The sequence below is a fragment of the Priestia megaterium genome (genome assembly GCF_046599315.1).
Lineage (GTDB): Bacteria > Bacillota > Bacilli > Bacillales > Bacillaceae_H > Priestia > Priestia megaterium_F.
Genome location: NZ_JBKIKC010000001.1, coordinates 167,662 through 193,110, shown reverse-complemented (window position 1 = coordinate 193,110; position 25,449 = coordinate 167,662). Strand labels below are relative to the sequence as shown.

General features: G+C 39.0%; 26 protein-coding genes and 3 pseudogenes. 20 read left to right on the top strand and 9 right to left on the bottom strand.

The window, feature by feature from the left end; all coding sequences use genetic code 11:
* Window positions 1-141: 141 nt before the first annotated feature.
* Entirely contained in the window at window positions 142-1,539 is a 1,398-nt protein-coding gene (locus ACLHDF_RS01170) for an NCS1 family transporter (RefSeq protein ID WP_413917220.1), read from the top strand.
* Window positions 1,540-1,738: 199 nt separating this feature from the next.
* A complete protein-coding gene (locus tag ACLHDF_RS01165) occupies window positions 1,739-1,888 on the top strand; it encodes a hypothetical protein (protein WP_014459151.1) in 150 nt (49 codons plus the stop codon).
* Window positions 1,889-1,969: 81 nt separating this feature from the next.
* On the opposite strand, the gene bglA is transcribed toward ACLHDF_RS01165, so the two are convergent.
* Window positions 1,970-3,409 (bottom strand): 6-phospho-beta-glucosidase BglA, encoded by a 1,440-nt coding sequence (gene bglA / locus ACLHDF_RS01160; protein ID WP_413917219.1) that lies wholly within the window; start codon window positions 3,407-3,409, stop codon window positions 1,970-1,972.
* Between the two features lie 13 nt (window positions 3,410-3,422).
* Window positions 3,423-5,306 (bottom strand): beta-glucoside-specific PTS transporter subunit IIABC, encoded by a 1,884-nt coding sequence (locus ACLHDF_RS01155; RefSeq protein WP_413917218.1) that lies wholly within the window; start codon window positions 5,304-5,306, stop codon window positions 3,423-3,425.
* 168 nt (window positions 5,307-5,474) lie between these two features.
* Here ACLHDF_RS01155 and ACLHDF_RS01150 point away from each other — a divergent pair, with 168 nt between their 5' ends.
* The 3 genes from ACLHDF_RS01150 to ACLHDF_RS01140 all read left to right on the top strand — a co-directional run bounded on the left by ACLHDF_RS01150 (window position 5,475) and on the right by ACLHDF_RS01140 (window position 7,056).
* Window positions 5,475-6,185, top strand: a complete 711-nt coding sequence (locus tag ACLHDF_RS01150) for a GntR family transcriptional regulator (protein WP_413917217.1) — start codon at window positions 5,475-5,477, stop codon at window positions 6,183-6,185.
* Window positions 6,186-6,357: 172 nt separating this feature from the next.
* On the top strand, window positions 6,358-6,540 hold the full coding sequence (locus ACLHDF_RS01145) for a hypothetical protein (RefSeq protein ID WP_413918239.1): 183 nt from the start codon (window positions 6,358-6,360) through the stop codon (window positions 6,538-6,540).
* Between the two features lie 24 nt (window positions 6,541-6,564).
* Window positions 6,565-7,056 (top strand): GNAT family N-acetyltransferase, encoded by a 492-nt coding sequence (locus tag ACLHDF_RS01140; protein ID WP_413917216.1) that lies wholly within the window; start codon window positions 6,565-6,567, stop codon window positions 7,054-7,056.
* Between the two features lie 77 nt (window positions 7,057-7,133).
* Here ACLHDF_RS01140 and ACLHDF_RS01135 read toward each other — a convergent pair whose 3' ends face one another.
* Window positions 7,134-8,027 carry a DMT family transporter gene (locus ACLHDF_RS01135; RefSeq protein WP_413917215.1) on the bottom strand — a complete coding sequence of 298 codons (894 nt, stop codon included), beginning with the start codon at window positions 8,025-8,027 and terminating at the stop codon, window positions 7,134-7,136.
* Between the two features lie 114 nt (window positions 8,028-8,141).
* On the opposite strand from ACLHDF_RS01135, the gene ACLHDF_RS01130 reads away from it, so the two are divergent.
* The 11 genes and pseudogenes from ACLHDF_RS01130 to ACLHDF_RS01080 all read left to right on the top strand — a co-directional run bounded on the left by ACLHDF_RS01130 (window position 8,142) and on the right by ACLHDF_RS01080 (window position 15,285).
* Window positions 8,142-9,014 carry a LysR family transcriptional regulator gene (locus ACLHDF_RS01130; protein WP_413917214.1) on the top strand — a complete coding sequence of 291 codons (873 nt, stop codon included), beginning with the start codon at window positions 8,142-8,144 and terminating at the stop codon, window positions 9,012-9,014.
* A gap of 130 nt (window positions 9,015-9,144) precedes the next feature.
* Window positions 9,145-9,924, top strand: a complete 780-nt coding sequence (gene fabI, locus ACLHDF_RS01125; RefSeq protein ID WP_413917213.1) for an enoyl-ACP reductase FabI — start codon at window positions 9,145-9,147, stop codon at window positions 9,922-9,924.
* 248 nt (window positions 9,925-10,172) lie between these two features.
* Entirely contained in the window at window positions 10,173-10,490 is a 318-nt protein-coding gene (locus ACLHDF_RS01120) for a hypothetical protein (protein WP_413917212.1), read from the top strand.
* Between the two features lie 294 nt (window positions 10,491-10,784).
* A pseudogene (locus ACLHDF_RS01115) lies at window positions 10,785-11,150 on the top strand (sulfurtransferase).
* Window positions 11,140-11,349 (top strand): metal-sensitive transcriptional regulator, encoded by a 210-nt coding sequence (locus tag ACLHDF_RS01110; RefSeq protein WP_413917211.1) that lies wholly within the window; start codon window positions 11,140-11,142, stop codon window positions 11,347-11,349. Before ACLHDF_RS01115 ends, ACLHDF_RS01110 begins: the two are co-directional and overlap by 11 nt.
* A 143-nt stretch (window positions 11,350-11,492) precedes the next feature.
* On the top strand, window positions 11,493-11,720 hold the full coding sequence (locus ACLHDF_RS01105) for a sulfurtransferase TusA family protein (protein ID WP_413917210.1): 228 nt from the start codon (window positions 11,493-11,495) through the stop codon (window positions 11,718-11,720).
* Between the two features lie 45 nt (window positions 11,721-11,765).
* Window positions 11,766-12,248, top strand: coding sequence for a DsrE/DsrF/DrsH-like family protein (locus ACLHDF_RS01100; protein WP_413917209.1), 483 nt, complete (start codon window positions 11,766-11,768; stop codon window positions 12,246-12,248).
* A gap of 191 nt (window positions 12,249-12,439) precedes the next feature.
* Complete coding sequence (locus ACLHDF_RS01095) at window positions 12,440-12,991, top strand: sulfurtransferase TusA family protein (RefSeq protein ID WP_413917208.1); 552 nt, start codon at window positions 12,440-12,442, stop codon at window positions 12,989-12,991.
* A gap of 62 nt (window positions 12,992-13,053) precedes the next feature.
* A complete protein-coding gene (locus ACLHDF_RS01090) occupies window positions 13,054-14,181 on the top strand; it encodes an MBL fold metallo-hydrolase (RefSeq protein WP_413917207.1) in 1,128 nt (375 codons plus the stop codon).
* A 35-nt stretch (window positions 14,182-14,216) separates the two neighbouring features.
* Window positions 14,217-14,439, top strand: a pseudogene (locus ACLHDF_RS01085) (sulfurtransferase TusA family protein).
* Window positions 14,440-14,508: 69 nt separating this feature from the next.
* Complete coding sequence (locus ACLHDF_RS01080) at window positions 14,509-15,285, top strand: sulfite exporter TauE/SafE family protein (RefSeq protein ID WP_413917206.1); 777 nt, start codon at window positions 14,509-14,511, stop codon at window positions 15,283-15,285.
* A gap of 26 nt (window positions 15,286-15,311) precedes the next feature.
* Here ACLHDF_RS01080 and ACLHDF_RS01075 read toward each other — a convergent pair whose 3' ends face one another.
* On the bottom strand, window positions 15,312-15,488 hold the full coding sequence (locus tag ACLHDF_RS01075) for a hypothetical protein (protein WP_413917205.1): 177 nt from the start codon (window positions 15,486-15,488) through the stop codon (window positions 15,312-15,314).
* Window positions 15,489-15,993: 505 nt separating this feature from the next.
* Between ACLHDF_RS01075 and ACLHDF_RS01070 the strand changes: the two genes are divergently transcribed.
* The 3 genes from ACLHDF_RS01070 (at window position 15,994) to ACLHDF_RS01060 (ending at window position 18,526) form a co-directional block, all read left to right on the top strand.
* Complete coding sequence (locus ACLHDF_RS01070) at window positions 15,994-17,196, top strand: PLP-dependent aminotransferase family protein (RefSeq protein WP_413917204.1); 1,203 nt, start codon at window positions 15,994-15,996, stop codon at window positions 17,194-17,196.
* Window positions 17,197-17,201: 5 nt separating this feature from the next.
* Window positions 17,202-17,804 (top strand): dienelactone hydrolase family protein, encoded by a 603-nt coding sequence (locus tag ACLHDF_RS01065; RefSeq protein ID WP_413917203.1) that lies wholly within the window; start codon window positions 17,202-17,204, stop codon window positions 17,802-17,804.
* A gap of 107 nt (window positions 17,805-17,911) precedes the next feature.
* Window positions 17,912-18,526 (top strand): GNAT family N-acetyltransferase, encoded by a 615-nt coding sequence (locus ACLHDF_RS01060; RefSeq protein ID WP_413917202.1) that lies wholly within the window; start codon window positions 17,912-17,914, stop codon window positions 18,524-18,526.
* 48 nt (window positions 18,527-18,574) lie between these two features.
* Here ACLHDF_RS01060 and ACLHDF_RS01055 read toward each other — a convergent pair whose 3' ends face one another.
* From ACLHDF_RS01055 to ACLHDF_RS01040, 4 genes are all read right to left on the bottom strand, one after another.
* Window positions 18,575-20,521, bottom strand: coding sequence for an FtsX-like permease family protein (locus tag ACLHDF_RS01055; protein ID WP_413917201.1), 1,947 nt, complete (start codon window positions 20,519-20,521; stop codon window positions 18,575-18,577).
* Window positions 20,511-21,272 (bottom strand): ABC transporter ATP-binding protein, encoded by a 762-nt coding sequence (locus tag ACLHDF_RS01050; protein ID WP_413917200.1) that lies wholly within the window; start codon window positions 21,270-21,272, stop codon window positions 20,511-20,513. Before ACLHDF_RS01050 ends, ACLHDF_RS01055 begins: the two co-directional genes overlap by 11 nt.
* A gap of 100 nt (window positions 21,273-21,372) precedes the next feature.
* Entirely contained in the window at window positions 21,373-22,377 is a 1,005-nt protein-coding gene (locus ACLHDF_RS01045) for a sensor histidine kinase (RefSeq protein ID WP_413917199.1), read from the bottom strand.
* Window positions 22,370-23,062, bottom strand: a complete 693-nt coding sequence (locus ACLHDF_RS01040; RefSeq protein WP_413917198.1) for a response regulator — start codon at window positions 23,060-23,062, stop codon at window positions 22,370-22,372. The genes ACLHDF_RS01045 and ACLHDF_RS01040 overlap by 8 nt, the downstream gene beginning before the upstream one ends.
* Window positions 23,063-23,229: 167 nt before the next feature.
* Here ACLHDF_RS01040 and ACLHDF_RS01035 point away from each other — a divergent pair, with 167 nt between their 5' ends.
* Complete coding sequence (locus ACLHDF_RS01035; protein ID WP_413917197.1) at window positions 23,230-24,144, top strand: NAD(P)-dependent alcohol dehydrogenase; 915 nt, start codon at window positions 23,230-23,232, stop codon at window positions 24,142-24,144.
* 45 nt (window positions 24,145-24,189) lie between these two features.
* Here ACLHDF_RS01035 and ACLHDF_RS01030 read toward each other — a convergent pair.
* Window positions 24,190-25,410: pseudogene (locus tag ACLHDF_RS01030) on the bottom strand (acyl-CoA dehydrogenase family protein).
* Window positions 25,411-25,449: the final 39 nt, after the last annotated feature.

Below are 25,449 nucleotides of genomic sequence, written 5' to 3'. Positions count from 1 at the left end.
CACAAATTAATATCAGAAAATTCACATTAATTATGATGAACTTGCAGCGGAATTCGTATACACTATGTACATGTTAAGTTAACTTACATTAAGTGTTAGGTTTTAACGTGGAAATATCATAAATAAGGAGTTGAGTGTATAGTGTCTACAAATGCAACAAGTTCTGTTATAGAAGAGGTGCATGTTTATCAAGATACAGGCTTTGATCCGTCACTGAAGCCAAAAGCGGAAAGTGATCGAAAGCTAACTCCCGTCTCTTATATGTTTATGTGGATTGGAGACGGCGTTAATTTAGGAAATATGACGCTTGGTGCTAGCTTGGTAATCGCAGGTACGGCTGTATTAAATCTTTTTCAAACATTTGTGGCGGCGATTATTGCGATTGGTATTATTTCTACTTTTTTTGTGTTAAACGATCGAATTGGCTACAAGACGGGCATACCATATGTAATGCAGCTTCGAATGTCGTTTGGAGTAAGAGGATCCGTTATATCGTCTCTGTTACGAGGTATTCCAGCTATCATTTGGTATGGTTTTCAAAGCTGGACAGGCGGTACAGCTTTAAACGAAATTGGAAAAATTGTGAGCAAAGGGTCGTTTGACAATCTTGTTCTTTGCTTTATTATCATTCAGCTGCTGCAAATTGTACTATCACTGTACAGCTTCCATGCGGTTAAATGGGTAGAGATGCTCGCTTCTATCATCATATTGCTTGGTCTTGTGTATGTATTTGGTGTTCTTTTAACTTCTCATAGTGAGGTAGTAGCAGAGAAGTGGGTACATACAAAAGGGTCATGGGGACTGCCGTTCTTTTCTTTCATTATGATGTTTATGGGGAATTATGCAGCGATTTTTCTAAGCGCAGCCGATTACTCTAGAGAACTGAAGCCGGGAATTAGCGATACAAAGCGCGGATTTTTATATTTTACACCTATTTTGGTAGCCTACGGCTTCGTTCTTACAATTGGGGTAATGCTTGCTTCTGCTACGGGTATTTCCAATCCTGTCAAAGCATTCGCGGTTGTAGTGGATAATTCGTATATCACTGTTGCTGTATCAGCTTTTATTGTAATGGGCGTTATTGCTGTAAATATGGTAGCGAATATTATTCCGCCTACGTATGTTATCACGCTGCTGACAAAAGCAAATTATAAAGTAGCGGTTACCATTACCGGACTGCTTGCCTTTTGTTCATTCCCTTGGGTGCTTGTTCAAGATTCATCAGCTGCAGGTCTTGGGTTGTTCATTTTGATTTACTCAGCTTTTTTAGGTCCGATTGTTTCTATTTTATTGGTTGATTACTATATTTTACGGAAACAAAGGGTAAATGTAGAGGAACTGTATCAAGAAAAAGGGTCGTTTTCCGGTTATAATCCATGTGCCTTGCTTGCCATGCTCATCGGTGCAGGTGCTGCGTTTATCAAAGTCGATTTAGGTTGGATTATAGGAGTGGTAGTTACAGGAGTCGCGTATATTCTTTTGACAAAGTTTACTTTTAAACATTCAAAATTTAAAAAAGGAACGATCTTTGAACAATAACATTTCATCGATAAAAGTCTTTGCTTGCCGCAAAGGCTTTTTGTATATTCAAGAACGTGATTGAATCTCTGTGTCTAGTTCTTAAAAGAAGTGGGTAAAGTAAATAAGAGTAAAAAAGTTAGTTACCTCTATAGGTTGCTTTTAACAGGAGCGCATCTAATGTATCGCATCAATCATATCTTAAAGGAGAGGGCAGAGTATGTATGAATTTAGAGTGTATACTCTTCGGGATGGAAGCGAAAAGATAATCAAAACGCTGAAACATGAATCGTTTGCTGATGAAATTCAACGAGCGGGAATTAAGCAAACAGAAATTGCTCAAACACAGCTAGTAGATAAACCAAGATAAGGTATTTGCATTTATTTTTACACGTTTCTAAAAAAGCCGGGTTCCTGTGTCTTCACGCAGGAACCCGGCTTTTCTGATTTCTTATAGTTCTTCACCGTTTGTTTCAATCACATGTTTGTACCAGTTAAAGGAATCTTTTTTGGAGCGCTTCATCGATCCGTTTCCTTCGTTATCACGGTCCACATAAATCATGCCGTATCGCTTTTTCATTTCGCCTGTTGTAAAGGAAACAATATCAATAATTCCCCACGGCGTATAGCCCATTAAATCAACACCATCGTACGTCACGGATTTTTCTAACGCTTCGATGTGCGATTTTAAATATTCAATTCGCGATGCGTCATGAATGGAACCATCTTCTTCAACCGTATCAATGGCGCCAAATCCGTTTTCTACGATGAACAACGGAATTTGATAGCGGTCGTAGAAGCGATTTAACGTATAGCGCAAGCCCGTTGGATCAATAGACCAGCCCCAATCGCTTGATTTGATATAAGGGTTTGCTACGCCGTTTGGCAATCCGCCGTTTACGATATCACCCGTGTTATCAGCTTCAACGTCGCTTTTAACGGTTGTTGACATGTAATAGCTGAAGCCTAAATAGTCCACTTTTCCGTTTCGTAAAATTTCTTCGTCGCCTTCTTCAAATGGAATATGATAGCCTTCTCGTTCAAACTCTTTTAACGCATAGCTTGGGTAATAGCCGCGAACTTGAACGTCAGGGAAGAAGTAGCGCTGTCTCATTGTTTCTTCCGCTAACATTACATCTTCAGGGTTTGAGGAATACGGATAAATTGGTACATGTGATACCATCGCTCCGATTTGGAAATTTGGATTAATTTCTTTTCCTTTTGATACGGCAAGAGCGCTTGCCAGAAGTTCATGATGTCCTGCTTGATACATCACTTCTTTTGCGTTTTCACCCGGTTTTACAGAAACGCCGGAGTTCGTCCACAAGAAAAGAGGGTTGTTTACATCCATTTTGTTATTAATTTCATTAAATGTCATCCAGTACGTTACTTTGTCTTTATAACGGTCGAAGCAAACTTCAGCGAACTTCACAAAGCAATCCACTGTTTTTCGGCTTCTGAATCCGCCGTATTCTCGAGCTAAATGCAGGGGCATTTCAAAGTGAGAAAGCGTAATAACCGGCTCAATTCCATGCTTTAATAGTTCATCAAATACATCGTCGTAGAATTTTAGTCCTTCTTCGTTTGGCTCAGCTTCATCGCCTTTAGGGAAAATACGGCTCCAGCCGATAGACGTTCGCAAACATTTTAAGCCCATTTCTGCAAACAGCGCGATATCTTCTTTATAGCGGTGATAAAAATCAATCGCTTCGTGATTTGGGTAAAATTTATCACCTTCCACTGTTTCAGTGATTTCCCGCGGTACGCCGTGCGCACCAGCAGTCATGACGTCCACTACGCTCGGTCCTTTTCCGCCTTGGTTCCATCCGCCTTCAAATTGATGGGCTGCTAATGCGCCGCCCCATAAGAAATTCTTTGGCATTTTTGTCATTGTTAGTTCCTCCTTATTTCACTACGGTAAATAATGTCTGATCCAGCCCGCTATTTTCAACATCTTCAACGATTACTTCTCGATAAGCGCTTGAATTTGTGATAATAACCGGCGTGATTGTTCTTAATCCTTGTGCTTCAATAAATTCTTTATCAAATTGAATAAGCAAATCGCCTTTTTTAAACTTTGTACCGTCTTCTACATGCAGCGTAAACGGCTTGCCGTCTAATGTAACCGTATCTAATCCAATGTGAACAAGCAGTTCAACACCGTATTCTGAACGAAGGCCAATGGCGTGCTTGGTTAGTGCTACCATGACTACCGTTCCGTCGAAAGGTGCATAAAGCTTATTATCTGAAGGATCAATGGCTAATCCTTTTCCCATAGCGCCTGAGCTGAATACTTCGTCTGGTACGTTGGAAAGAGGGATGAGTTTCCCGCTAAACGGTGCGCTGATTGTTTCTTCATTTTCGTTCGGGTTGCTTACAGCTACCTCTTCTATAGGAGAAGTAGCTGCGTCTTTTGCTGCATCTTCTCCGTAACCGAACAGTTGAATGAGCACGACTGGAAGAATAATCGCAATGGCACATCCAATTAAAATTCCCCAGATCGACATCGGGTAGTCTTGGCTGATACCGTTTACAACAGTCAGCGGTCCAGGCAATCCTGCGTAAGCAAAGTAATACGGGTGAAAGAAACTTGCTACAACGGCACCAATAGCGCCTGAAATGCAGCCAAAGATAAACGGCTTTTTAAAACGTAGGTTCACGCCGTAAATAGCTGGTTCTGTAATACCAAATAATCCTGTTATCCCAGCTGAGACGCTCACTTTGCGTGCTTCTTGACTTTTTGCTTTTAAAATAACCCCAAGCACTGCTCCGACTTGAGCCACTACGGCAATTGTTTGATAGGCTTGAAATGAATCTCTGCCGTTTAAGTCAAAGTTGGCAAGTACCATCGGTGTAATTCCCCAATGTACCCCAAAGATAACAACAATCTGCCAGAAGCCGCCGATGATGGCTCCCGCTAAGGCAGGGACATTTTCAGCTAAAAAGTTATAGCCGTGAGCGATTCCATTAGCTCCCATTGTTGTAACAGGACCAATGAGTAAAATTGTTACAGGAACCATAATTACCATACATAAAAATGGGACAAACAGCGGTCTAACCACTTCATGAATGCGCTTATTTAGGAACCTTTCAAGGTAAGATAAAATCCATACTAAAAATAAAGGCGGTAAAACAGAAGAAGTATAAACCGTTTCGGATAGGGAAAGACCTAAAAACGTAATGCTGCTTCCGTCTGCAATTTTGGCCGCCATTTCTGCCCATGTTGGACTGACTAATGCCGCACAGCACGCTACTGCGATGTAGGTGTTAGTTTTAAAATGCTTGGATGCTGTAATGGCAATAAAAATAGGTAAAAAAACAAATGGTGCCCATGAAATGAAGCTCAATACTTGATACGTACCCGTTTTTGCAAAGCTACTAGAAACTAAGTTAATTAAAATTAACGAGCCCTGTAAAATTCCTGCTGCTGCTAAGATGTATACAAACGGCGCGAACACCGCTGACATTGTAGCAATCACACGGTTTAAGACTGTCCCTTTGTTTTCAGCTTGCTCCTCTGTGGTATCCAAGTTTACTAAACTAGCAAACTCTTCATAAACGTCTCCTACGTGCTGTCCAATAACAACTTGAAACTGTCCGCTGTTTTCAACAACCGTAATGACACCAGGTAGAGAAGATACCGTGCGTTTGGCTTCTGGATTCGAACACTTTAACACAATTCGCAGCCTCGTGGCACAGCGTGTAGCGCTCACGATATTTTCTTCGCCGCCTACCGCATCTAAAATGTCTGCCGCAAGCTTGTGATAATCTCTAATTTTACCTCCCATACGTTTAACCCCCTTGTTGAGTATACGCTTACATTATAATTGTATCGATACAATTTATCAATACACAAATAAAATAATAATACATAAATAATTTAAGTTAATAGCTTGTAGTTAGATTATGGTATAATTATGTCATTCTTGATACAAATTCAGTAAAGAGGTATAGCTATGATCAAATACCAACAAATTGCAATTGAAATTGAAAACTATATTGAAGACCACGAGCTTCAGCAAGGAGACAAGCTGCCCGTATTAGAAACGTTGATGGCACAATTTAAGGCGAGTAAAAGTACGGTAACAAAGGCCTTAGATCTGCTGGAGAAAAAAGGCGTTGTTTTTCAAGTCAGGGGAAGCGGCATTTTTGTCCGTCGTCATAAACGAAAAGGATATATCGGGTTGCTTTCTAACCAAGGATTTACAAGTGAACTTGAAGATTTTCATTTAACATCGGAAGTGATTGAGCTAGATGTACGAAAGCCTACGCAAGAAGCAGCGTTAAATTTAAACATAGCAGAAGATAGCGACGCGTATTATGTGAAGAGAGTACGGTACATTAACGGCCAGACGCTATGCCTAGAAGAATCGTTTTACGATAAATCCATCGTTACATACTTAAATAATGAAATTGTTTCGGAGTCTATTTTTCATTACATTAAAGAAGGACTGGGCTTAAAAATTGGCTTTTCCGACTTATACCTTCACGTCGGCAAGCTGAATGGAGAAGAAGCGAAGTACTTAGGATTAAAAGAAGGCGATCCTAAATTATTTATTGAAACACTCTTTCACTTAGCTAACGGACAGCCGTTTGACTTTTCAAAAGTAACGTACAACTATGAACAATCTCAGTTCTTTTTACAAGCAACAAGTCATGTTTTATAAAAAAAGTGCCCATCTCTCAATTAGTAAGGAACGAGAGACAGGCACTTTTTTCTTTATTTTTCTAATGAAGATACGAAAAAAGATAAAGATTGTACTAAATAGGAAGTTGATATGCGATAAAATGGTTACAAGGTTTATGGAGATAGGGGAAAGAGGTGCTAAGTTGAAAAAGGTGCTGAGTTATCTTATTCCAATGCTTTTTATGTTTGGGTTGCTTTCTGTGAATTTATTCCAGCCTACTAGAGGCGATTTTATCGCTGTAGGTGTGATATCGATTCTTTCAGGTGCTGTGATTGGTTTTGCAGGTAACATAGGTTGTACAATATTAAAGTTAGTTAAAAATAAAGTGGAATAAACTTATTCGGGGCGGTGGAGTGTTTTGAGTGAAAGTATCATTATTAAGCCATATGCTAACAAGTATCAACAAGAAGTAGTGGATTTAATTCTTCATATTCAGCAGCAAGAATACCAAATTCCAATAACGGAAAAAGATCAGCCTGATTTGTTTGAAATCGAAAGCTTTTATCAACAGGGCAACGGAAACTTCTGGGTTGCTGTTTGCAACGAAAAAGTAGTAGGAAGCATAGCTTTAATAGACATTGGCAGCCGTCAAGTAGCGTTACGGAAAATGTTTGTAGCAAAGCCTTATAGAGGAGCGACCTTCAAAACAGCTCACCGTTTATTGCATACGGCCATCGCGTGGGCAAAAGAGCAAGAAGTGGAAAGAATATACTTAGGAACCACATTACAATATAGGGCTGCTCATCGATTTTATGAGAAAAATGGGTTTCAAAATATAGTGAAAGACAAGCTGCCTGCGAATTTCCCGGTGATGAACGTAGATAAAAAGTTTTATACATATAAGGTATAGGTCGAATCGCTTATGATCATAAAGAAACTCGTTTGATTTAGAAACAAAAGCCGCTAGAGTCATTATTCTAGCGGCTTTTACTTTGGCGATGCCTCCTGATAGCGAACTCTTTTTTTCAAAAGTAAATCGTCTAACTGAGCAATTAAAATTCCCGTAATCACAATAATAGAACCAAGCAATTCTTTAAGCGTAAACAGTTCATGCAAAAAGAGAACGGCAAACAGTGCGGCAAAAATAGGCTCTGTTGCAAAAATAAGACCTGTGTGAGTAGGACTTGTGTAGCGCTGCGCAATGGCTTGACAAATGAATCCAATCGCGCTGCAAAGAACGCCAAGACCTAAAATCGCAATCCACGATGACACGGTAGTTGGGATGCTAGGGTGTTCAAATAAAAAGCTGCAAAATAGTGCAAATAATCCAGCAAATCCTAGCTGTAGAATGCCGAGAGCAATTGGGTTTTCGTTTTTAGTAAACGTGCCGGTCAATGTAATATGAACGGCATAACATAGTGCAGTTCCAATACAGAGTAAATCACCGGCATTCATATGAAATGATTGTTTTAAGGTTAAAACACCTATACCGGTTAGGGTAGTGATAACTCCAAGTGCAATCGGCCAAGGAGGAAGCTTCTTCACTAGCAAACAGTTAATCAAAGGAATAAAAATGACCGTTAAACTGACAAGAAATCCGGCATTTGAAGCAGAGGTCATGCTGACGCCAAACGTGACAAATGTAAAAACAGAAAACAGTAAAAAGCCTAAAATTGCTGATGACAAAATCGTTTTGCGCGTGATTTGTCGTAATGGTTTATAGAAAAATAGTCCGGCAATCAAAAAAGCAATCAAACATCTAAGCGCAATAATGGTAAATGACCCAAGCGAACTAAGCCCCATTTTCATAAACACATACGACATACCCCAAAATACATTCACACCAACCATCATCATATTTGCTCGTGTACGGTAACTCACGTTCAACCCTCCGTTTTTTAATGGTGTACTCACAGTATACAAAGGAATTTGATATTAATAAAATGAATCTTTATAATAATGAACTTGAATTAAATTCATGTTAAGGGGGATAAAATGAGCTTAGTGAAATATGAAATCTTAAACAAAGTAGCTGAAGTTAAAAGCTTTACAAAAGCGGCAGATTTGCTGGCGCTCACGCAGTCAGCGGTCAGTCATGCCATTACAAATCTTGAATCAGAGTTTGGATTCTCGCTTGTGAATCGAAACAGATCAGGTATTACTTTAACAACAGAAGGCGAAGCGATGCTTCTTGCCATTCGCAAGGTGCTGCAAGAAAATGAAAAAGTCCATCAAGAAGCAGCCAGTCTGTTAGGTCTAGCAAAAGGAACGATTAAAATTGGGATTTTTAAAAGCGTGTCGACCAAGTGGCTTCCTGAAATTATTCAGCTGATGGAAAAAAACTATCCGGCTATTCAAATTCAGCTTAAAGAAGGCGATTATCTTGAAATTGAACAGTGGCTGTTAAGCGGAGAAATAGACTGCGGTTTTATTAACATTACGCATTCAAATCAATTCCACATTATCTCTTTAAAACAAGATCGGCTGCTGTGTGTCGTATCGAATCAAAGTGCTTTATACCATCAAAAAACCGTTCGCTTTGAAGATTTAGAGAAAGAACCGTTTATTATGCCGACATACGGCGGATATCATGATATCAAACAATTGTTTGAAGAACGCGGCATTCAGCCTGAAATTCGCTTTGAATTAATGGATGAAAGTGCTATTTTATCGATGATTACGCATCACTTAGGGATTAGCATTTTGCCTGAAATGCTTTTGGATTCTCTTCCACCAGAGCTGCGTGCGATTCCGTTTCAAGTGGACAGCTACCGTTCAATTGGACTAGCTACTCGTTATCATCTCTCACCTGCAGCCAAAAAATTTGCTGAAACGACACAAGCATGGCTGCAGAATTCGAACAGATAAGAGGTCATTTATAAATGAAAAACGGATAATTCATAAGACCTTTAGGAACTAAGAGCATCTTTGTGCTATAATAAAGCTATACAATTACCTATTAGTCATCATCGATGACTAATTTTTTTTGGAGGATAATATGGAAGATTTATTACAATTAAAGAACAAGAACATTGTTATTATGGGAGTTGCCAACGACAGAAGTATTGCTTGGGGTGTTGCAAAAGCCCTTCATCAAGTAGGAGCAAACTTAATTTTTACATACCGTAAAGAACGTTCACTAGGAAAATTGAACAAGCTGCTAGAAAAAAATGAAATTCAAGCAACATTAATCGCAGAATGTGACGTAAACAGCGACGAAAGCATTGAAGCAGCTTTCAAAAAAATCGGAGAAGAAGCAGGTACAGTTCATGGAGTCATCCACTCTGTTGCGTTTGCTCATTCAGAAGATTTAAACGGCGAGTTTATTAATACATCAAGAAGCGGATATGCATTTGCTCAAGATACAAGCGCTTATTCATTTATCGCGGTAGCAAAAGCAGTAAAACCTCTTATGACAGAAGGCGGTTCTCTTGTAGCGATGAGCTATCTTGGTGCAGAGCGCGCAGTTGAAGGCTATAACGTAATGGGCGTAGCGAAAGCGGCGCTTGAGTCTTCAGTGAAATACTTAGCATTAGACTTAGGGAAAGACAATATCCGCGTAAATGCGATTTCAGCAGGTCCAATTCGTACGCTTGCAGCGAAAGGCATTTCTGATTTTAACCAAATTCTTCACAAAGTTGAAGAAACAGCACCTCTTAAACGAAACGTAACGCAAGCAGAAGTGGGCGACATGACGGTTGTATTACTGAGCCATCTTTCACGCGGCGTAACGGGAGAAATCGTACACGTAGACGCTGGTTACAACATTGTAGGTTAATAAGTAAACACCTTCTCGAACGAGGGGGTGTTTTTTTGTGCCAAGTTCAGAAATTTAATGCCTTTTACTCTATTAAAATAATCAGTTCTTTCTATTTACACTTGAACTATATAGATATAAAGCGTACCTTCTTTTATAACTGTCAAGATCAATACATAAGAAATCAAAACGCCCATATTTAAAAGAAGATAAGCTCTAAATCAAAGAATGAACATATGATGTGGCAAAGGAAAAGGAGTTGAGGAAACATGCATCAAGGACAGCATCATTATGTTCCATGGGAACAATGGCATCATCAGCATCCGCACGGCACGTGGAATCAATGGCATCAACAACATCCACACGTACCTTGGGAGCAGTGGCACAAACAGTATCCGCACGGTACATGGAATCAATGGCATCAACAACATCCATACACACCTTGGAATCAGTGGCATCAGCAGTATCCACACGGCACGTGGAATCAGTGGCACCAGCAAAATCCATATGTGCCTTGGAATCAATGGCACCAGCAGCATCCACACGGTACGTGGAATCAATGGCATAATATTTATCATCAAAGCTAATCAGTTTTTCACCATAGAAGGTCCAGTTCTTCTCGGGGAATGGACCTTTTATGTGTAGACGGCGAATGGCGCAGCAAACTTTGTTTTCTTTATAGGGGAGGGGGTACACAAAATAAAGCAGGTTAAGGTGAAACATTTGCGATCTCTAAGCTGTATAAAATGCACTAGTTCATGGTAAAACGTCCATATAGATAAACAAAATTAAATATAGTTTCTTCGCTTGACAATATACCTATAGGGGTATAATATAAAGCGTGTAAACAACATTAATTCGATAGCAAGGCGGTAGTTGTTATGCTATATATAGCAGTGTTATTACTTGCTATTTTATTTCGTGCATACAGGCGTTATTATACTGTTAAAGGAATACAGTGCATGCATGAATCTGAAGCAAAAGAACTTGGGCGAACAGTGGTGGATATTCGCCATTACCATGAAATTCATGATTCTATAGGTTTAGTTATTCCGTATGCGTATCTCAAACGTTTTTATTCAGAAATTCCATAAGGTAGCGTTCATGTCATTGCCGGAGATAGAGTGGAATTAAATTTAAGCGTACGGTTTTTACGAAAAAGAAGCTTTCAAGTGCGTAGCTATGAGTTAGCAGCGTGTAAGTGTCAAAATAAAGGGAAGAAGGAAGTATTCGATTATGGAGTATGATCAACAAATGAAAAATCGCCTGCGCCGAATCGAAGGACAGCTAAAAGGTGTGCTTAGCATGATGGAGCAAGGAAAAGATTGCCGAGACGTTGTGACTCAATTATCTGCTGCAAGAAGCGCCATTGATCGCACGATGGGAGTAATCGTGAGCAGCAATCTTGAACAGTGCGTGAGGGAGAGCCTGCAGCAAGGAAAGTAAACGGACGTGTTAGTGAAAGAAGCTGTACAGCTATTAGTGAAAAATCGGTAATTGTTATCACCTTAGTTAAAGTTGACCAATATAATCACTTAATATAATATACCCTTACGAGTATAAATATATAAAAAGGAGAGATAGATAATATGAAAATTGATCACGTTTTAGATGCAAAAGGTTTAGCTTGTCCAATGCCAATTGTAAAAACAAAAAAAGCAATGGACACTTTAACAACAGGTCAAGTATTAGAAGTGCAGACAACGGACAAAGGTGCCAAAAGTGATTTAACAGCGTGGACAAAATCAACAGGACACAAGCTCATTGATTTTAAAGAAGAAGGTAATACATTCATCTTTTACGTCCAAAAAGGATAATTTTTTTAAAAGTAATTATACCCCGTGGGGTAAGGGAGGAACAACATGGCTGAACAAAAGAAACGAACAACGATTGTATTATTTAGCGGTGACTATGATAAAGCAATGGCAGCTTATATTATTGCTAACGGAGCAGCTGCTTATGACCATGAAGTGACGATATTCCATACGTTTTGGGGATTAAATGCGCTTCGTAAAGAAGAAATGGTGCCGGTGAAAAAAGGATTTTTAGAAAAGATGTTCGGCAAAATGATGCCGCGCGGTGCGGATAAAATGGGCTTATCTAAAATGAACTTTGCAGGTGTGGGACCTAAAATGATTAAAAACGTGATGAAAAAGCATAATGCTTTAACGCTGCCGCAGCTTATTGAAATGGCGCAAGAACAAGACGTGAAGTTAGTGGGTTGTACGATGACGATGGATCTTCTAGGATTACAGGAAAAAGAGCTGTTAGACAATATTGAATATGCAGGCGTAGCGGCGTATTTAGCCGATGCAGAAGACGGAATCGTAAACTTATTCATTTAGACAAAACAAAGAACTATATTGGCGTCTGTCGTCCTGAAGGCAGAAGCGGCGTGGCAACTCGTTTTCTTGAGCAACAAGGTTATAGCGTTACTAATATGACCAGTGGAATGATGGAGTAGAAAGGGAAAACGATCTAATTTTTTAAGAAAAAATATACCCCTACTAGTATTTAAAATGAGGAGGAAAAAGAAATGATGCAAGCTAGCTTCGTACTAGATGCAAAAGGACTAGCGTGTCCAATGCCAATCGTAAGAACAAAGAAGAAAATGAATAACTTGGAAGCAGGTCAAGTGCTAGAAATTCAAGCAACGGATAAAGGGTCTACGGCTGACTTACAGGCGTGGGCAAAAAGCACAGGTCATGAGTATTTAGGAACTGAAACAGAAGGTGACGTTCTTCATCACTTTCTTCGTAAAGGCGGAGCTGAAGAAAACGTAACGCCAATTCCTGAAATTTCATTAGAAGAATTTGCGAAAAAAGTAGAAAATGATGAACACCTTCATATCTTAGACGTTCGTGAAGTAGAAGAATATGATGAAGCACATATTCCAGGCGTTGTTCATATCCCGCTTGGTGAAGTAGAAAAACGTTCGAATGAATTAAATAAAGAAAATGAAATTTATATTATTTGCCACTCTGGAAGACGAAGTGAAATGGCAGGGCAAACGATGAAAAAGCAAGGATTTAAAAACTTAATTAACGTGGTTCCTGGTATGCGTGACTGGACGGGTAAAGTAGAATAACCAATCGATCATAAGAGATTAAAAAAACTTGATATTTTATATACCCAAGGAGGTATTTTGATATGACAGTACATGTACTTACTGCAAAAGAAGTTACATCTAAAATTATTAATAAAGAACAGTTATTTATTCTAGACGTTCGTAATGAAAGTGATTTTAGCGATTGGAAAATTGAAGGTCATTACTTTGATCATTTAAATGTTCCATACTTCGATCTTTTAGACGGAGTAGAAGAAATCTTAGAGAAAATTCCTTCTGATAAAGAAGTAGTAGTAGTTTGTGCCAAAGAAGGTTCATCAGTGATGGTAGCTGAAATGCTTTCAGAAGCTGGTCTTACAGTTTCATACTTTAAAGGAGGTATGAAAGCATGGGGTGAACACTTAGAGCCCGTTAAAGTCGGCCATTTGAAAGACGGCGGAGAAATCTATCAGTTTGTTCGTATCGGTAAAGGGTGTTTATCTTATATGATCGTATCGAACGGTGAAGCTGCTATTATTGATGCGACGCGTATGGCGGATGTGTACATCAACTTTGCCACAGAACGTGGTGTAACAGTTAAGCATGTGTTTGATACCCATCTTCACGCAGATCACATTTCAGGAGGAAGAGTCATTGCTGAACAAACAAAGGCAGCGTACTGGCTGCCTCCAAAAGATGCAAAAGAAGTGGTTTTTGACTACAAGGCTTTAGAAGAAGGCAACGATGTCGTAATTGGTAACACAACAATTACGATTCAGCCTCTTTATTCACCGGGTCATACGATTGGGTCGACTTCTTTTATTGTAGATGATCAATACTTGCTTTCAGGTGATATTTTGTTCATTGATTCAATTGGACGTCCTGATTTAGCTGGTATGGCAGAAGACTGGGTAGGCGATTTGCGCGAGACGCTTTATAAACGCTATAAAGCATTATCAGATGATTTAACTGTATTGCCAGCTCATTTTATGATTATTGATGAGCTAAATGACAGCGGCAGCGTAGCTGAAACGTTAGGTACATTATTTGCAAAAAATCATGGATTAAATATTGAAGACGAAGCGGAGTTCAGACACTTAGTAACAGATAATTTACCGCCCCAGCCAAATGCCTATCAAGAAATTCGTGAAACCAATATGGGGAAAGTAAGCCCCGATGAAGAAAAACAGCGTGAAATGGAAATCGGTCCAAACCGCTGTGCCATTCGCTAAGTGAAAAATTCAACTTAAACAAAGGAGAAAGAGAAATGGAATCAAATAAAGTACTAGATGCAAAAGGGCTGGCGTGTCCAATGCCGATTGTTAAAACAAAAAAGCAATGAATGAACTAGAAGCAGGTCAAGTGTTAGAAATCCACGCAACGGATAAAGGGGCAAAAATGACCTTGCAGCCTGGGCGAAATCTGGAGATCACGAGCTTTTTCATACAGAAGAAGGCGACATTCTAAAATTTTGGATTAAAAAAGGCTAAGGAACCACGGATGAAAAGGGCATCTCTTGTAAAAGGTACCCTTTCCTTGTATGAAACGGAGCGACTATAATGGATCTTACATTTATCATCACGCTTTTTCTTATTGGATTTAGTGGGTCGTTTATTTCCGGTATGGTCGGCATTGGCGGGTCTGTTATTAATTATCCGATGCTGTTATATATTCCTCCATTAGTAGGAGTAGGAGCATTAACGGCTCATCAAGTCTCAGGTGCAGGAGCCATTCAAGTATTCTTTGCGACAATAGGCGGCGTATGGGCGTATCGAAAAAGCGGATTTCTAAATAAATCATTGATTTTATATATGGGCAGCAATATTCTAATTGGCAGTATGCTTGGAAGCTACAGTTCTCATTATATGAGTGAACAAGGATTAAATGTTGTATATGGAGTTTTAGCTCTTATTGCGGTTATTTTGATGTTTGTTCCAAAGAAGAATTCAGGTGGGATAAAAGAAGGCGAACTTCAATTTAATAAAGGCGTAGCTTCTATTTTATCACTTCTTATCGGAGCTGTAGCAGGAGTATTAGGAGCAGGAGGAGCGTTTATTTTAGTTCCTGTGATGCTTGTGGTGCTTAAAATTTCAACTCGAATGACCATCGCGACTTCACTAGCCGTTACCTTTATTTCTTCGATTGGCTCGACGGCTGGAAAGCTGCTGACGAATCAAGTTCCATTTATACCGGCACTCATTTTAGTTGCTGCAAGCCTGATTGCTTCTCCGATTGGTGCAAAAGTTGGTCAGAAAATGAATACAAAAGTGCTTCAGTGGATCCTTGCCGGTTTGATTTTGGCAACGGCGATTAAGATTTGGTGGGGGCTACTATAAAAAGCTATGGATTCCCATAGCTCTTTTTATAGTACTTCATCACTTTCCACAAACGTTTCAAGCGCGGGATGAAATTCTTTTTGATAGTGGTTAGACAGACATACTTTCACAACAGTAGAGCGAAGCGCATTGGATTTAGATGTATTTAACACTTGCTTGCATTTAGGGCAGCGCTCATTAAATAAGAAATGAAACCATTTCACCTTTTATCACTCCTGTATTAAAACCTTTAAATCTTATCAAGTTAATAAGGATTATAACGAGTTTTATATGGAAGGTCAATGAAAAGGAAGGAAACTTACAAAATAGTTTAGTGAGATAAATATATTTGCATAAAAAATTAAGAATTTATAGAATTTATTGTTTATTTATTTGATTTTTATGTTATCCTTTTTAACATACATTAAATACAAGGCCATAATTATCGTACGACCTTTGATTTGTATTATAAGCAGTGAACAAGAAAAAACGGATAGAAAGGAGAAAGCGGCATAAAGTAGGAATGAGGAGTCAGATAGTGGATTCGACGAGTTGTAAACAGTTGCTAGTTGTCTGTTAAAAAGTCATCTTGCAGGATGTAAAAGCTGCTTGATTTCATAGAGAAAAGCATCCGCATTAATTTTTCTGACTATTCGAATAATTACCTTTAACATTGAAAGTTTGAGTCTTCGTAAAAAAGTTTAAAATCTAAAAAAGGAATGATCATCAATGAAGAATAAATTTGCCCAACGAGCTAGTCTTGTAAAATCCTCTGAAACTCGCGAAATTTTAAAAGTAACAGAACGACCAGAAGTGATTTCATTTGCAGGAGGACTCCCGGCGCCTGAACTATTTCCCGTTGAAGCAATGAACGATGCGTGCCGAGCCGTATTAAATGAAGACGGAGCCGCTTCGCTTCAATACAGTACAACAGAAGGGTATATTCCTTTACGAGAAGCAATTTCTAAACGAATGCAGCATATCGGCATCGAATCCGCTGTTTCTAACATTTTAATTACTTCCGGATCTCAACAGGCAATCGATCTTACGGGAAGACTGTTTCTTAACGATGGAGATGTGGTAATCTGTGAAAGCCCAACGTATCTAGCGGCCATTAACGTATTCAAATCTTACAATGCGACTTTTGTAGAAGTAGACATGGACGAAGACGGAATGATCATGGAAGAACTAGAGAAAAAGCTTCAGGAAAATCCCCATGCTAAATTCATTTATACGATTCCGGACTTTCAAAATCCTACAGGCCGCACATTAACGCGAGAAAGACGTCAGCGAATGATTGAGCTTGCGAACGCCTACGACGTGCTAATTGTAGAAGATAACCCGTACGGAGGCGTACGATTTGCAGGGGAAATGCTGCCGCCGGTTAAACATTTTGATACAGAAGGCAGAGTTATTTACATCAGCACATTTTCTAAAATTTTTGCACCAGGTCTTCGAATCGGCTGGGTGTGTGCGGATGAAGCTTTCATTGATAAGTACGTGGCGTTTAAGCAAGTGGCTGATTTACATACGGACAGCTTTGCTCAGCGCGTAACGGCTAAGTACATGGAGCTTTACAATATCGAAGAGCACATTCAAAAAATTAAAGCCGTATACAAAGAGCGATGTACACAAATGTTATCGTGCATCGAAGAATTTTTTCCGGGAAATTTGTCTTACAGTAAGCCAGAAGGCGGATTGTTTATTTGGGTAGAGCTGCCTGAAGGAATCGATTCAGCACATATCTTTTCAGAATGTCTAAAAAATAACGTGGCCTGTGTACCTGGAACGCCATTCTTTCCGAACGGCACAAGAAACAATGCACTGCGCTTGAATTATTCCAATATGTCTGCTGAACAAATCGTTGAAGGCATGAAGCGTATGGGAGAAGTATTGCATCGTGAACTGGCAAGAGAAACGACTGTTTTATAAAAGGCATGGGAAAACCAAATAAAGCGATTTTATTAATTCATGAAATATACGGTTTGAATGACCATATGAAGTTTATGAAACAGAAATTGTCTAAGTTAGAGGCAGATATTACCTGCCCTAACTTATTATCTAGAGACATTCCTTATAGTTATGAAGAAGAAGGAAGGGCTTATCAAAACTTTATTCAAAACATTGGTATTGACGAGAGTTCAAAACAAATTAATAACATGTTAATTCAACTAAAACAAGAATATGAAAGAGTAGGAGTCATAGGCTTCAGTGTAGGAGCCACGATATCGTGGCTATGCAGTGAAAACAATTTGTGTGACTTTGTGATTGGCTGTTACGGATCGCGTATTAGAGATGATCTAAATAGACGTCCTGTTTGTCCAACGCTTCTTATTTTTCCTGCAGAAGAGAAAACATTTGACGTGGACTATTTAGTAAACTCATTAAAGCAAAAAAGAGAGCCGCTTTTGGAAATTAAAACGTTTCACGGCTTTCATGGTTTTATGAATCCTTTTTCACACGCCTTTAATAAAGAATCAGCGGACGAAGCCTTCCAAACCATAAATGATTTTCTCGAAAGACACTTAGCTGATTACTAGCTATATATACTGAAAGTGATACCCTCCAATAAGCAGAAACTGACCCTTTTTCAGTACATATACATGTATTAACATTTCCTTTAGATATATAGAAAAGGAGTGAGGTTATGCTAAAGTCAGTTGAACTTATAGGAACAGCAGTAAAGCTAGTACCGCTCGAAAAAATGCATGAGCAAGAATTATATGAAGCTGCAAAGTCTAAAGAAATTTGGGAGCACCTCCCGGTCAAAGTTCATAGTCTAAGTGATATTAAACAGCTGATAGAAAATGCTTTAACAGCCAAGCAAGAAGGAAGAGAGCTGCCTTTCGCTGTGTTTGATGTAGCATCAAATTCGATTGTAGGAAGCACGCGGTTTTTAGATGTATCCCTTCCCAACAAAAGCGTAGAAATAGGGTGGACGTGGTATCATCCATCTGTTTGGCGCACGCGAGTCAATACGGAGTGCAAGTATTTATTACTAAGACATTGTTTTGAAGAACTAAAGTTTCACCGCGTTCAATTCAAAACGGATGTAAGAAACAAGCGGTCCAGAGCGGCTATTAAACGGTTAGGTGCTACTCAAGAAGGCGTCAGCAGAAAACATATGGTTCTATCTGACGGATACGTACGAGATTCGGTTATCTTTAGTATAATTGATGAAGAATGGCCGTTTGTAAAAAAGCGATTAGAAGGGTTTTTGCACGTATCCAGTGAGGCGAATAAAGAGAATGTAAGCAATTAATTGCATGTAACGATAAAAGGCACAAGCTGCAGCTTGTGCCTTTTATCGTTACAGAGCCTTCTTAATAATTTTTTTATAGTAAAGAACGGATAAAATACCAAAGATAGAGTACAGAGCAGTATAGACAATCATCACGATGATCATAGGTGTCCAAAGTTCAGTTCCAAACAAGAACCATCCGGATTGAACGGCAAAATAGCTGTGAAGCAAGCCAATGACTAACGGAATACCGAAGTTAAAAAGCTGCTTTATTTTTATTCCTTTTAATAAATCTTTTTCGGTGAAGCCGAGTTTTCTAAGAATCGTATAGTTTGGTTTTTCATCTTCACTTTCGTCCATTTGTTTAAAATAAAGAATGCAGCCTGATGTGATTAAAAATGCCAGCCCTAGAAAAGCAACAATGAACATGATTAGACCCATATTTTGTTTTTGACTCGCTGTCATTTCTATACGTGAGTCATTTAAGCTATCATCGCTAAATTTCATCTCTTCGAAAAGCTCATTTGCTTTTAGTAAGTCATCTTCTTTTGATATGTCTATTCCAGTGTAGAGAGAAAATTCTTTTTGAATAGAAGGATCTGCATCCTTTTTTAGCTCATTAAATATGCGGTCGTCTACAATCGCAGTAGGCAAACCGCCCCCTGTAAAATAAATGGATAGAAGAAACTTTCGATTTAATCCTACATACTCTTGTGAAATTACTTTTTTCTTTCCTTTTAACTCAATTTGCCCTGAATCTTTAAAGGCCATTGCTTGTTGAAGCATATTGTTATAGCCGGTAAATAAAGTTTCGTTTTGAGCTACGTTTACGTCATTAATTGATTTTTCACTGATCACCGGAATCGTCATAGCGGACGAGTCCACCATTGGACTTTCCAAATCGTTTTCTAAGATGTTTTTTACGTTTGCTTTTACTTGGATAACGCCGATCTTTTTTTCTGTGTATGCTATTTTCTTTCGATCCAGCGCGGCTTTAAACGAAGCAGCGTCTTTTGGATTATTAATAGCAAAATCGTTAGGTACATAGTCTTCAGCCGACTTTCCAGCAGAATAATAGGAAATGTAGCTCAAGCACAAAAAACCGATAGCAAGAGCGGATACCGTTGTAATAACCGTCAGTAATAATGCGTTTGATTTCATCCGAAACATAATGGAAGAAAGAGATAATACGTCGTTAATCGACAAATAGCCGTTTTTGCTTTTCCGCAGGAGGTTTAATAAAAAACGAACAGAGCCTTTGTAAAATAAGTAAGTTCCTATGATAACTGAAGCTAAAATAGATACCATCGCAATTGCTAAAGCATTCATGCTGGTAAAAGAGCCGTCGAATAATTTGGCGGAAATATAATAGCCTGAAGCGATAAAGGTAATGCCGAGAATCCCCATAATAATTTCAGCTATACTGATCTTTTTTATCTTGCCTTCCGTTGATGAAGTGACTCGAAATAAAGCTAAAATGGTCTGTCTTTTAATAAAAAGATAGTTCATCGTCATAATCAGCAAATAGATAACTCCGAACACAATCAGCGTTTGAATCAGGGCTTCTTCGGAAAAATGAAGCTTGGCAATGCCTTTTGTATCGGTGATTTTAAATAAAATCATAATGACCGCTTTTGAAAACGAAAACCCGATTAAAATGCCGATAATCAGTGAGCCAAAATACAGCATAAAATTTTCAGCGGTCAAAATACGGAAAATTTTTGTTTTAGTCATGCCGATTAGCTGAAATAAACCAATTTCTTTACTGCGCCGCTTAATAAAAATCGTATTTGCATATAAAAGAAAGATAGAGACAATAGCTACAAGTAAAACAGAAGCGGCTCGAACTGCTGCGCCTCCTTTAATCGAACCTTTGGTTGCATCAAGAGCAGGGTCATACTGCAGCGTTACAAAAGCAAAATATAAAGCTGCGCTGAACACCAGTGCAAAAACATATAAATAATAGTTTTTTAAATTCTTTTTTAAGTTGCGAAAAATTAGCTGATTAATATTCATCTTGAACTCCGCCAAGTACGCCTTGGGTTTTCATAATATCGTCAAAAAAGTCTTTTCGCTTTTGGTCGCCTTTGTACAGCTGCGTATAAATTTGTCCATCTTTTATAAAAATGACTTTGCTGCAGTAGCTGGCAGCAACCGGGTCGTGCGTTACCATCACAATACTTGCGCTTCTTTTGTCATTAAGTTCGGTTAGTTTATGTAATAAACCGCTTGCTGCTTTTGAATCAAGAGCACCGGTTGGTTCATCAGCAAAAATCATGCTTGGCTCATGAATAAAGGCTCTTGCAGCAGAAGTACGCTGTTTTTGTCCGCCCGAAATTTCACTTGGATATTTATCTTTCAGCTCATAGATGCCAAGCTGTTTAGCCAGCGCGTCAAATTTCTTATGAGCTATTGCTGAAGGGGTTTTTGCAACAGAAAGAGGCAAGAGAATATTTTCTTTTACGGTAAGCGTGTCGAGCAAGTTATAGTCTTGAAAAATAAAACCCAAATGTGTTTTTCGGAAGTTTGCTAACTGCTTTTCTTTCATTTTGCTAATTTCATTTCCTTCAATTTTGATGATTCCGCCGTTGATTTTATCAATGGAGGAAAGCACATTAAGAAGCGTCGTTTTACCTGAGCCTGAAGCGCCCATAATTCCTACAAATTCTCCTTTCATAATGGTAATATCTACGCCTTTTAATACTTCTTGTCTATTGAATTTATTTCCATAGCTTTTATGAATATTAGTTGCTTCTAATATGTTCATATGTATTCACTCCTTTAATCTGATACGTTTATTATAGAAAAAGGGCTTTAGCTTTTCCTTTGATTCACCGAACAAATAACGAAAGCATGTGACATTTTTGTCACATGCTTTTCATATCCACAAAATCATTTGATTTAGGAAAGGCAAGTGTAAACGTTGAGCCTTCGTTAAGAGCAGACTGCACGCCAATGTGAATAGAAAGAGCATGCGCCGCTTTTTTAGCCAGATACAAGCCCATGCCTGTAGCCCGGCTGTCTTCATGCTGAGTGGTCGATGTAAAACCTTTATCAAAAATGCGCGGCATATCTTGAGGAGAGATTCCGCGTCCATTGTCTTTCACCTCTATGTAGACTTGACCGTGCTGCTCGTAGCTTCTAATCATCACGTCAGATTCTTCACTGTACTTGACTGCGTTTGTTAACAGCTGTCTCATAATAAACGCAAGCCATTTTGAGTCACTCAGTACACGTTCTGTTTGTAGGTCTAAATCAAAGCCGATATTTTTTCTCATACACCAAGCTTGCAGTGTTTTTATCTCGGTAAAGATGAGTGGCTCTAATTCCACATGTTCAATATACATATCATTTTCAATAAAGAAAATGCGCTTTTGATGCAGTTGTTGATCAAGTAAAAAGTGAATACGGAGCCATTCAAACGTTAAGTTTGCTTTTAATTCTTGATTTTCTAAACGTTCAATCATTAAATTCATCGCAGTTAACGGAGTTTTAATTTCGTGAATCCAAGCCAACAGTTCATCTTTTTCCTGCGTCACGTGCAGCTGTGTTTGCATTGTATCTTTTTTAGCTTGTTCTAATTGATGCATCAAGTTTCGCTGAACAATCTTTTCAAAAGGACGCAGGGGATGAGAAAGAGTAGAGGAATCAAAGAAATCCTCTTCATCTTTTAGTTTCTGGTAAAATTTCGTTTCTTTCTGATAGCGAAAGGTGCAAAAAACAAGAAAAATAATCCATGATAAAAACACGATATAGAAAATAGAAGACAGGGGGATAGATTCATCAATATAAGCGATAAAAAGCATAAAAAGATGAATCGTAAAAAAGAAAAGTATCCAGCTTATACGCTCTCGGATAAAGGTTTTAATCATAGCGTTCCTCTTCAATCGCTACGTAGCCTTGACCAACCTTTGTTTCAATAAAGGTGCCCAGGCCAATTTCATCTAACTTTTTTCGCAGACGATTGACGTTTACGGTCAGCGTATTATCACTAATAAAGCGTTTATCTTCCCATAGGCTATTAATCAGTTCATCCCGGCTTACAATCGTATTCTTTTTATGGATTAAGCATTTTAAAATAAAGATTTCATTTTTGGTTAAATCGATAGTTTTAGATTTGTTTGATACTTTATTTTTTTCGTAATCAATCGTTGCTCCTTGCCATGAAAGAAGGCTTACTTGCTCAACGCTGTAATTATACACACGGCGGAGAAGAGCCTGTATTTTTGCTACAAGCACATCAAAATGAAACGGCTTTTGTACAAAGTCGTCAGCTCCAAATTGCATAGACATCACCATATCCGAAGGGTGGTCACGTGAAGATAAAAAGATGATAGGGATTTTTGAGTGAGAGCGAATCATTCTGCACCAGTGAAAGCCGTCATACTTCGGGAGTTGAATATCCATAATAACTAAATCAGGTTTTGCCTCGCTGAACTCCTGCATCACGCTGCTGAAATCATGAATTCCATACACATCATAAGACCACTGCTCCAACCGCTCTTTCAGTTCATTAAACAGCGTTATATCATCTTCAATTAAAAGAAGTTTAAACAATAGCTACCACACTTTCTGTTTTTATACTAATTTTATAGCAATATCCTTTTATTTACCATATATGTTAGTGGATTCAGAGCTATCCTTTTTAAAGTGTGAAAGAATAGCCCTCGCTGAGCATAGTTTATAAATATATATCGAACTCTCGTGAGAAAAGGAGAGCTGTTATGAAAGCAATGGTGTGTACAAAGTATGGTAAACCAGATGTTCTTCAGCTTAAAGAAGTAGAAAAGCCTGCTCCAAAAGAGCATGAAATACTCGTGAAGATTCATGCAACCACGGTCACATCAGGCGACTGCAGGGTAAGAAGCTTTAATAGCCCACTATTATTGTGGCTTCCTATGCGACTGGTCTTAGGGTTACGAAAGCCTAGAAAACCGATACTAGGAGTAGAACTGGCTGGAGAAGTAGTGGAAGTCGGAAAGAACGTGACACAGTTCAAAAAAGGAGATCAGCTTTTTGCGATGACGGGCATGAAATTCGGTGGATATGCGGAATATATTTGCTTATCAGAAAAGGGAACAATGACCATAAAGCCAGAGAATATAACCTATGAAGAAGCCGCTTCAATTTCTTTTGGCGGTACAACAGCTTTGCATTTTTTTAGAAAAGGAAGAATACAAGCAGGCCAGAAAGTTCTTATCTACGGCGCTTCAGGCGCGGTGGGGACTGCCGCTGTACAGCTTGCTAGCTATTACGGAGCCGAAGTGACAGGTGTATGCAGTGCTGAAAATAGCGAACTAGTAAAGTCTTTAGGAGCAGATCACGTCATCAATTATAAAAACGAAGATTTTACTAAAAGAAAAGAAAGGTACGATCTTATTTTTGATGCCGTTGGAAAACTCACAAAAAACGACTGCAAAGAAGCGTTAGCTCTAAATGGGCGGTTTGTTTCGGTCGAAGGGCAAGGAATTGCCAAAGTACAGACGGAAGATTTATTCTTTCTTAAAAAGCTGATGGAAGAAGGCCAGATTAAATCAGTGATTGATAGACGCTACTCTTTAGAACAAGTTCCAGCAGCTCATGAATATGTAGAAACTGGACGTAAAATAGGGAATGTAGTTGTTACATTAAAGAATTAAAAAAGAGAATCCTATAAAAGATTCTCTTTTTTACGATGTTAAATTTTACTCTCCGCCTTTAATCCAAAGTTCAAGCGGAAGCCCTACAAGGTCCTTTCCGATCCATTCTCTGGCAATGTTATTAGAAGGGCCCATAGCAATGCCCGCTCTGGCATCTCGGAACAAGCGTTCAATAGGGCCTTTTTTATAGCCGTATCCACCGCTTACATCCAAGGCGATTCGCGTCGCTTTGCTGGCTACTTCTGAAGCATGAACTTTAAATTCAGTCAATGGGAGGGGAAGAACACCTTGTGCTTTTTGTTCAGCTTGTAAAATATCAAGCTGTTCTGCCAAGTCAATTTGCCATGGTTTTGTGCTTTCAATGAGGACTTTTGCTTCGGCAATCTGCTGGCGAATGACTTGATAATCGCTAAGCTGGTTATTAAAATCACGGTGAATTGTTCGCGTTGCATGGTTAACTGCAAGCTCTAACGCATGTTCGGCTACTCCAAGCCAAGCAGAAGCAAGGCCAATTAAATAAATAGGGGAAACGCCGTTTAAGACAATTTCTTTCCCTGTTTCTTCACTGCCTAGAAGGTCTCGTTTTGGCACGTTTACATTTTTATAAGAAATCGGACCGCTGTGATTACCGCGAACGCCCAGCGCTTCCCATGGACTTGCAGTAATGCCGTCTGATTTTCCGTCTACAATAAAAAAGCTAATATCAGTTGCTTCTTGTGCTTCAGGACTGCGTGTTTGGACGATATAAAAAATCAGCTTGCCCGGCGCTTGTAGTAAATGATTTGTCAGCATTAACTACATAATCTTCGTCATTCCGCTGCGCTTGACTGAAGTTGTACCACCAGTGTCCTCCTGAGGCTTTTTCACTTGTAGAATACGTACCAATCAGCCCTTGGTCAATCGGTTTTAACCAACGTGTCTTTTGATCATCATTTCCGTACAGCGTAATAGTTTGAATCGCTCCGACATGCATCACGTAAACTAAAGCAGTAGAGGCACAAGCTTTTGCAATTTCTTCAGCCACAATCGCAAAAGCCACGTGATCAAGCTCTAAGCCGCCGTATGCTTTTGGTACAAGAATATTTCCCCAGCCTGCTTTAATAAGCGCTTCTAAATTTTCTCGTGGAAAAGCGCCTTCTTCATCTGTGCGAGCTGCATTAGGGCGAATGATTTCATCTACGAGACAAGCAATTTTCTCGCGGATGGACGCGTAATAACGCGCGTAGATTGATTGTATACAGGATGTGCAGAAATTTCGATTGACATAACATACCTCCAAAGATTTTAATGTTCATTACGATAAAC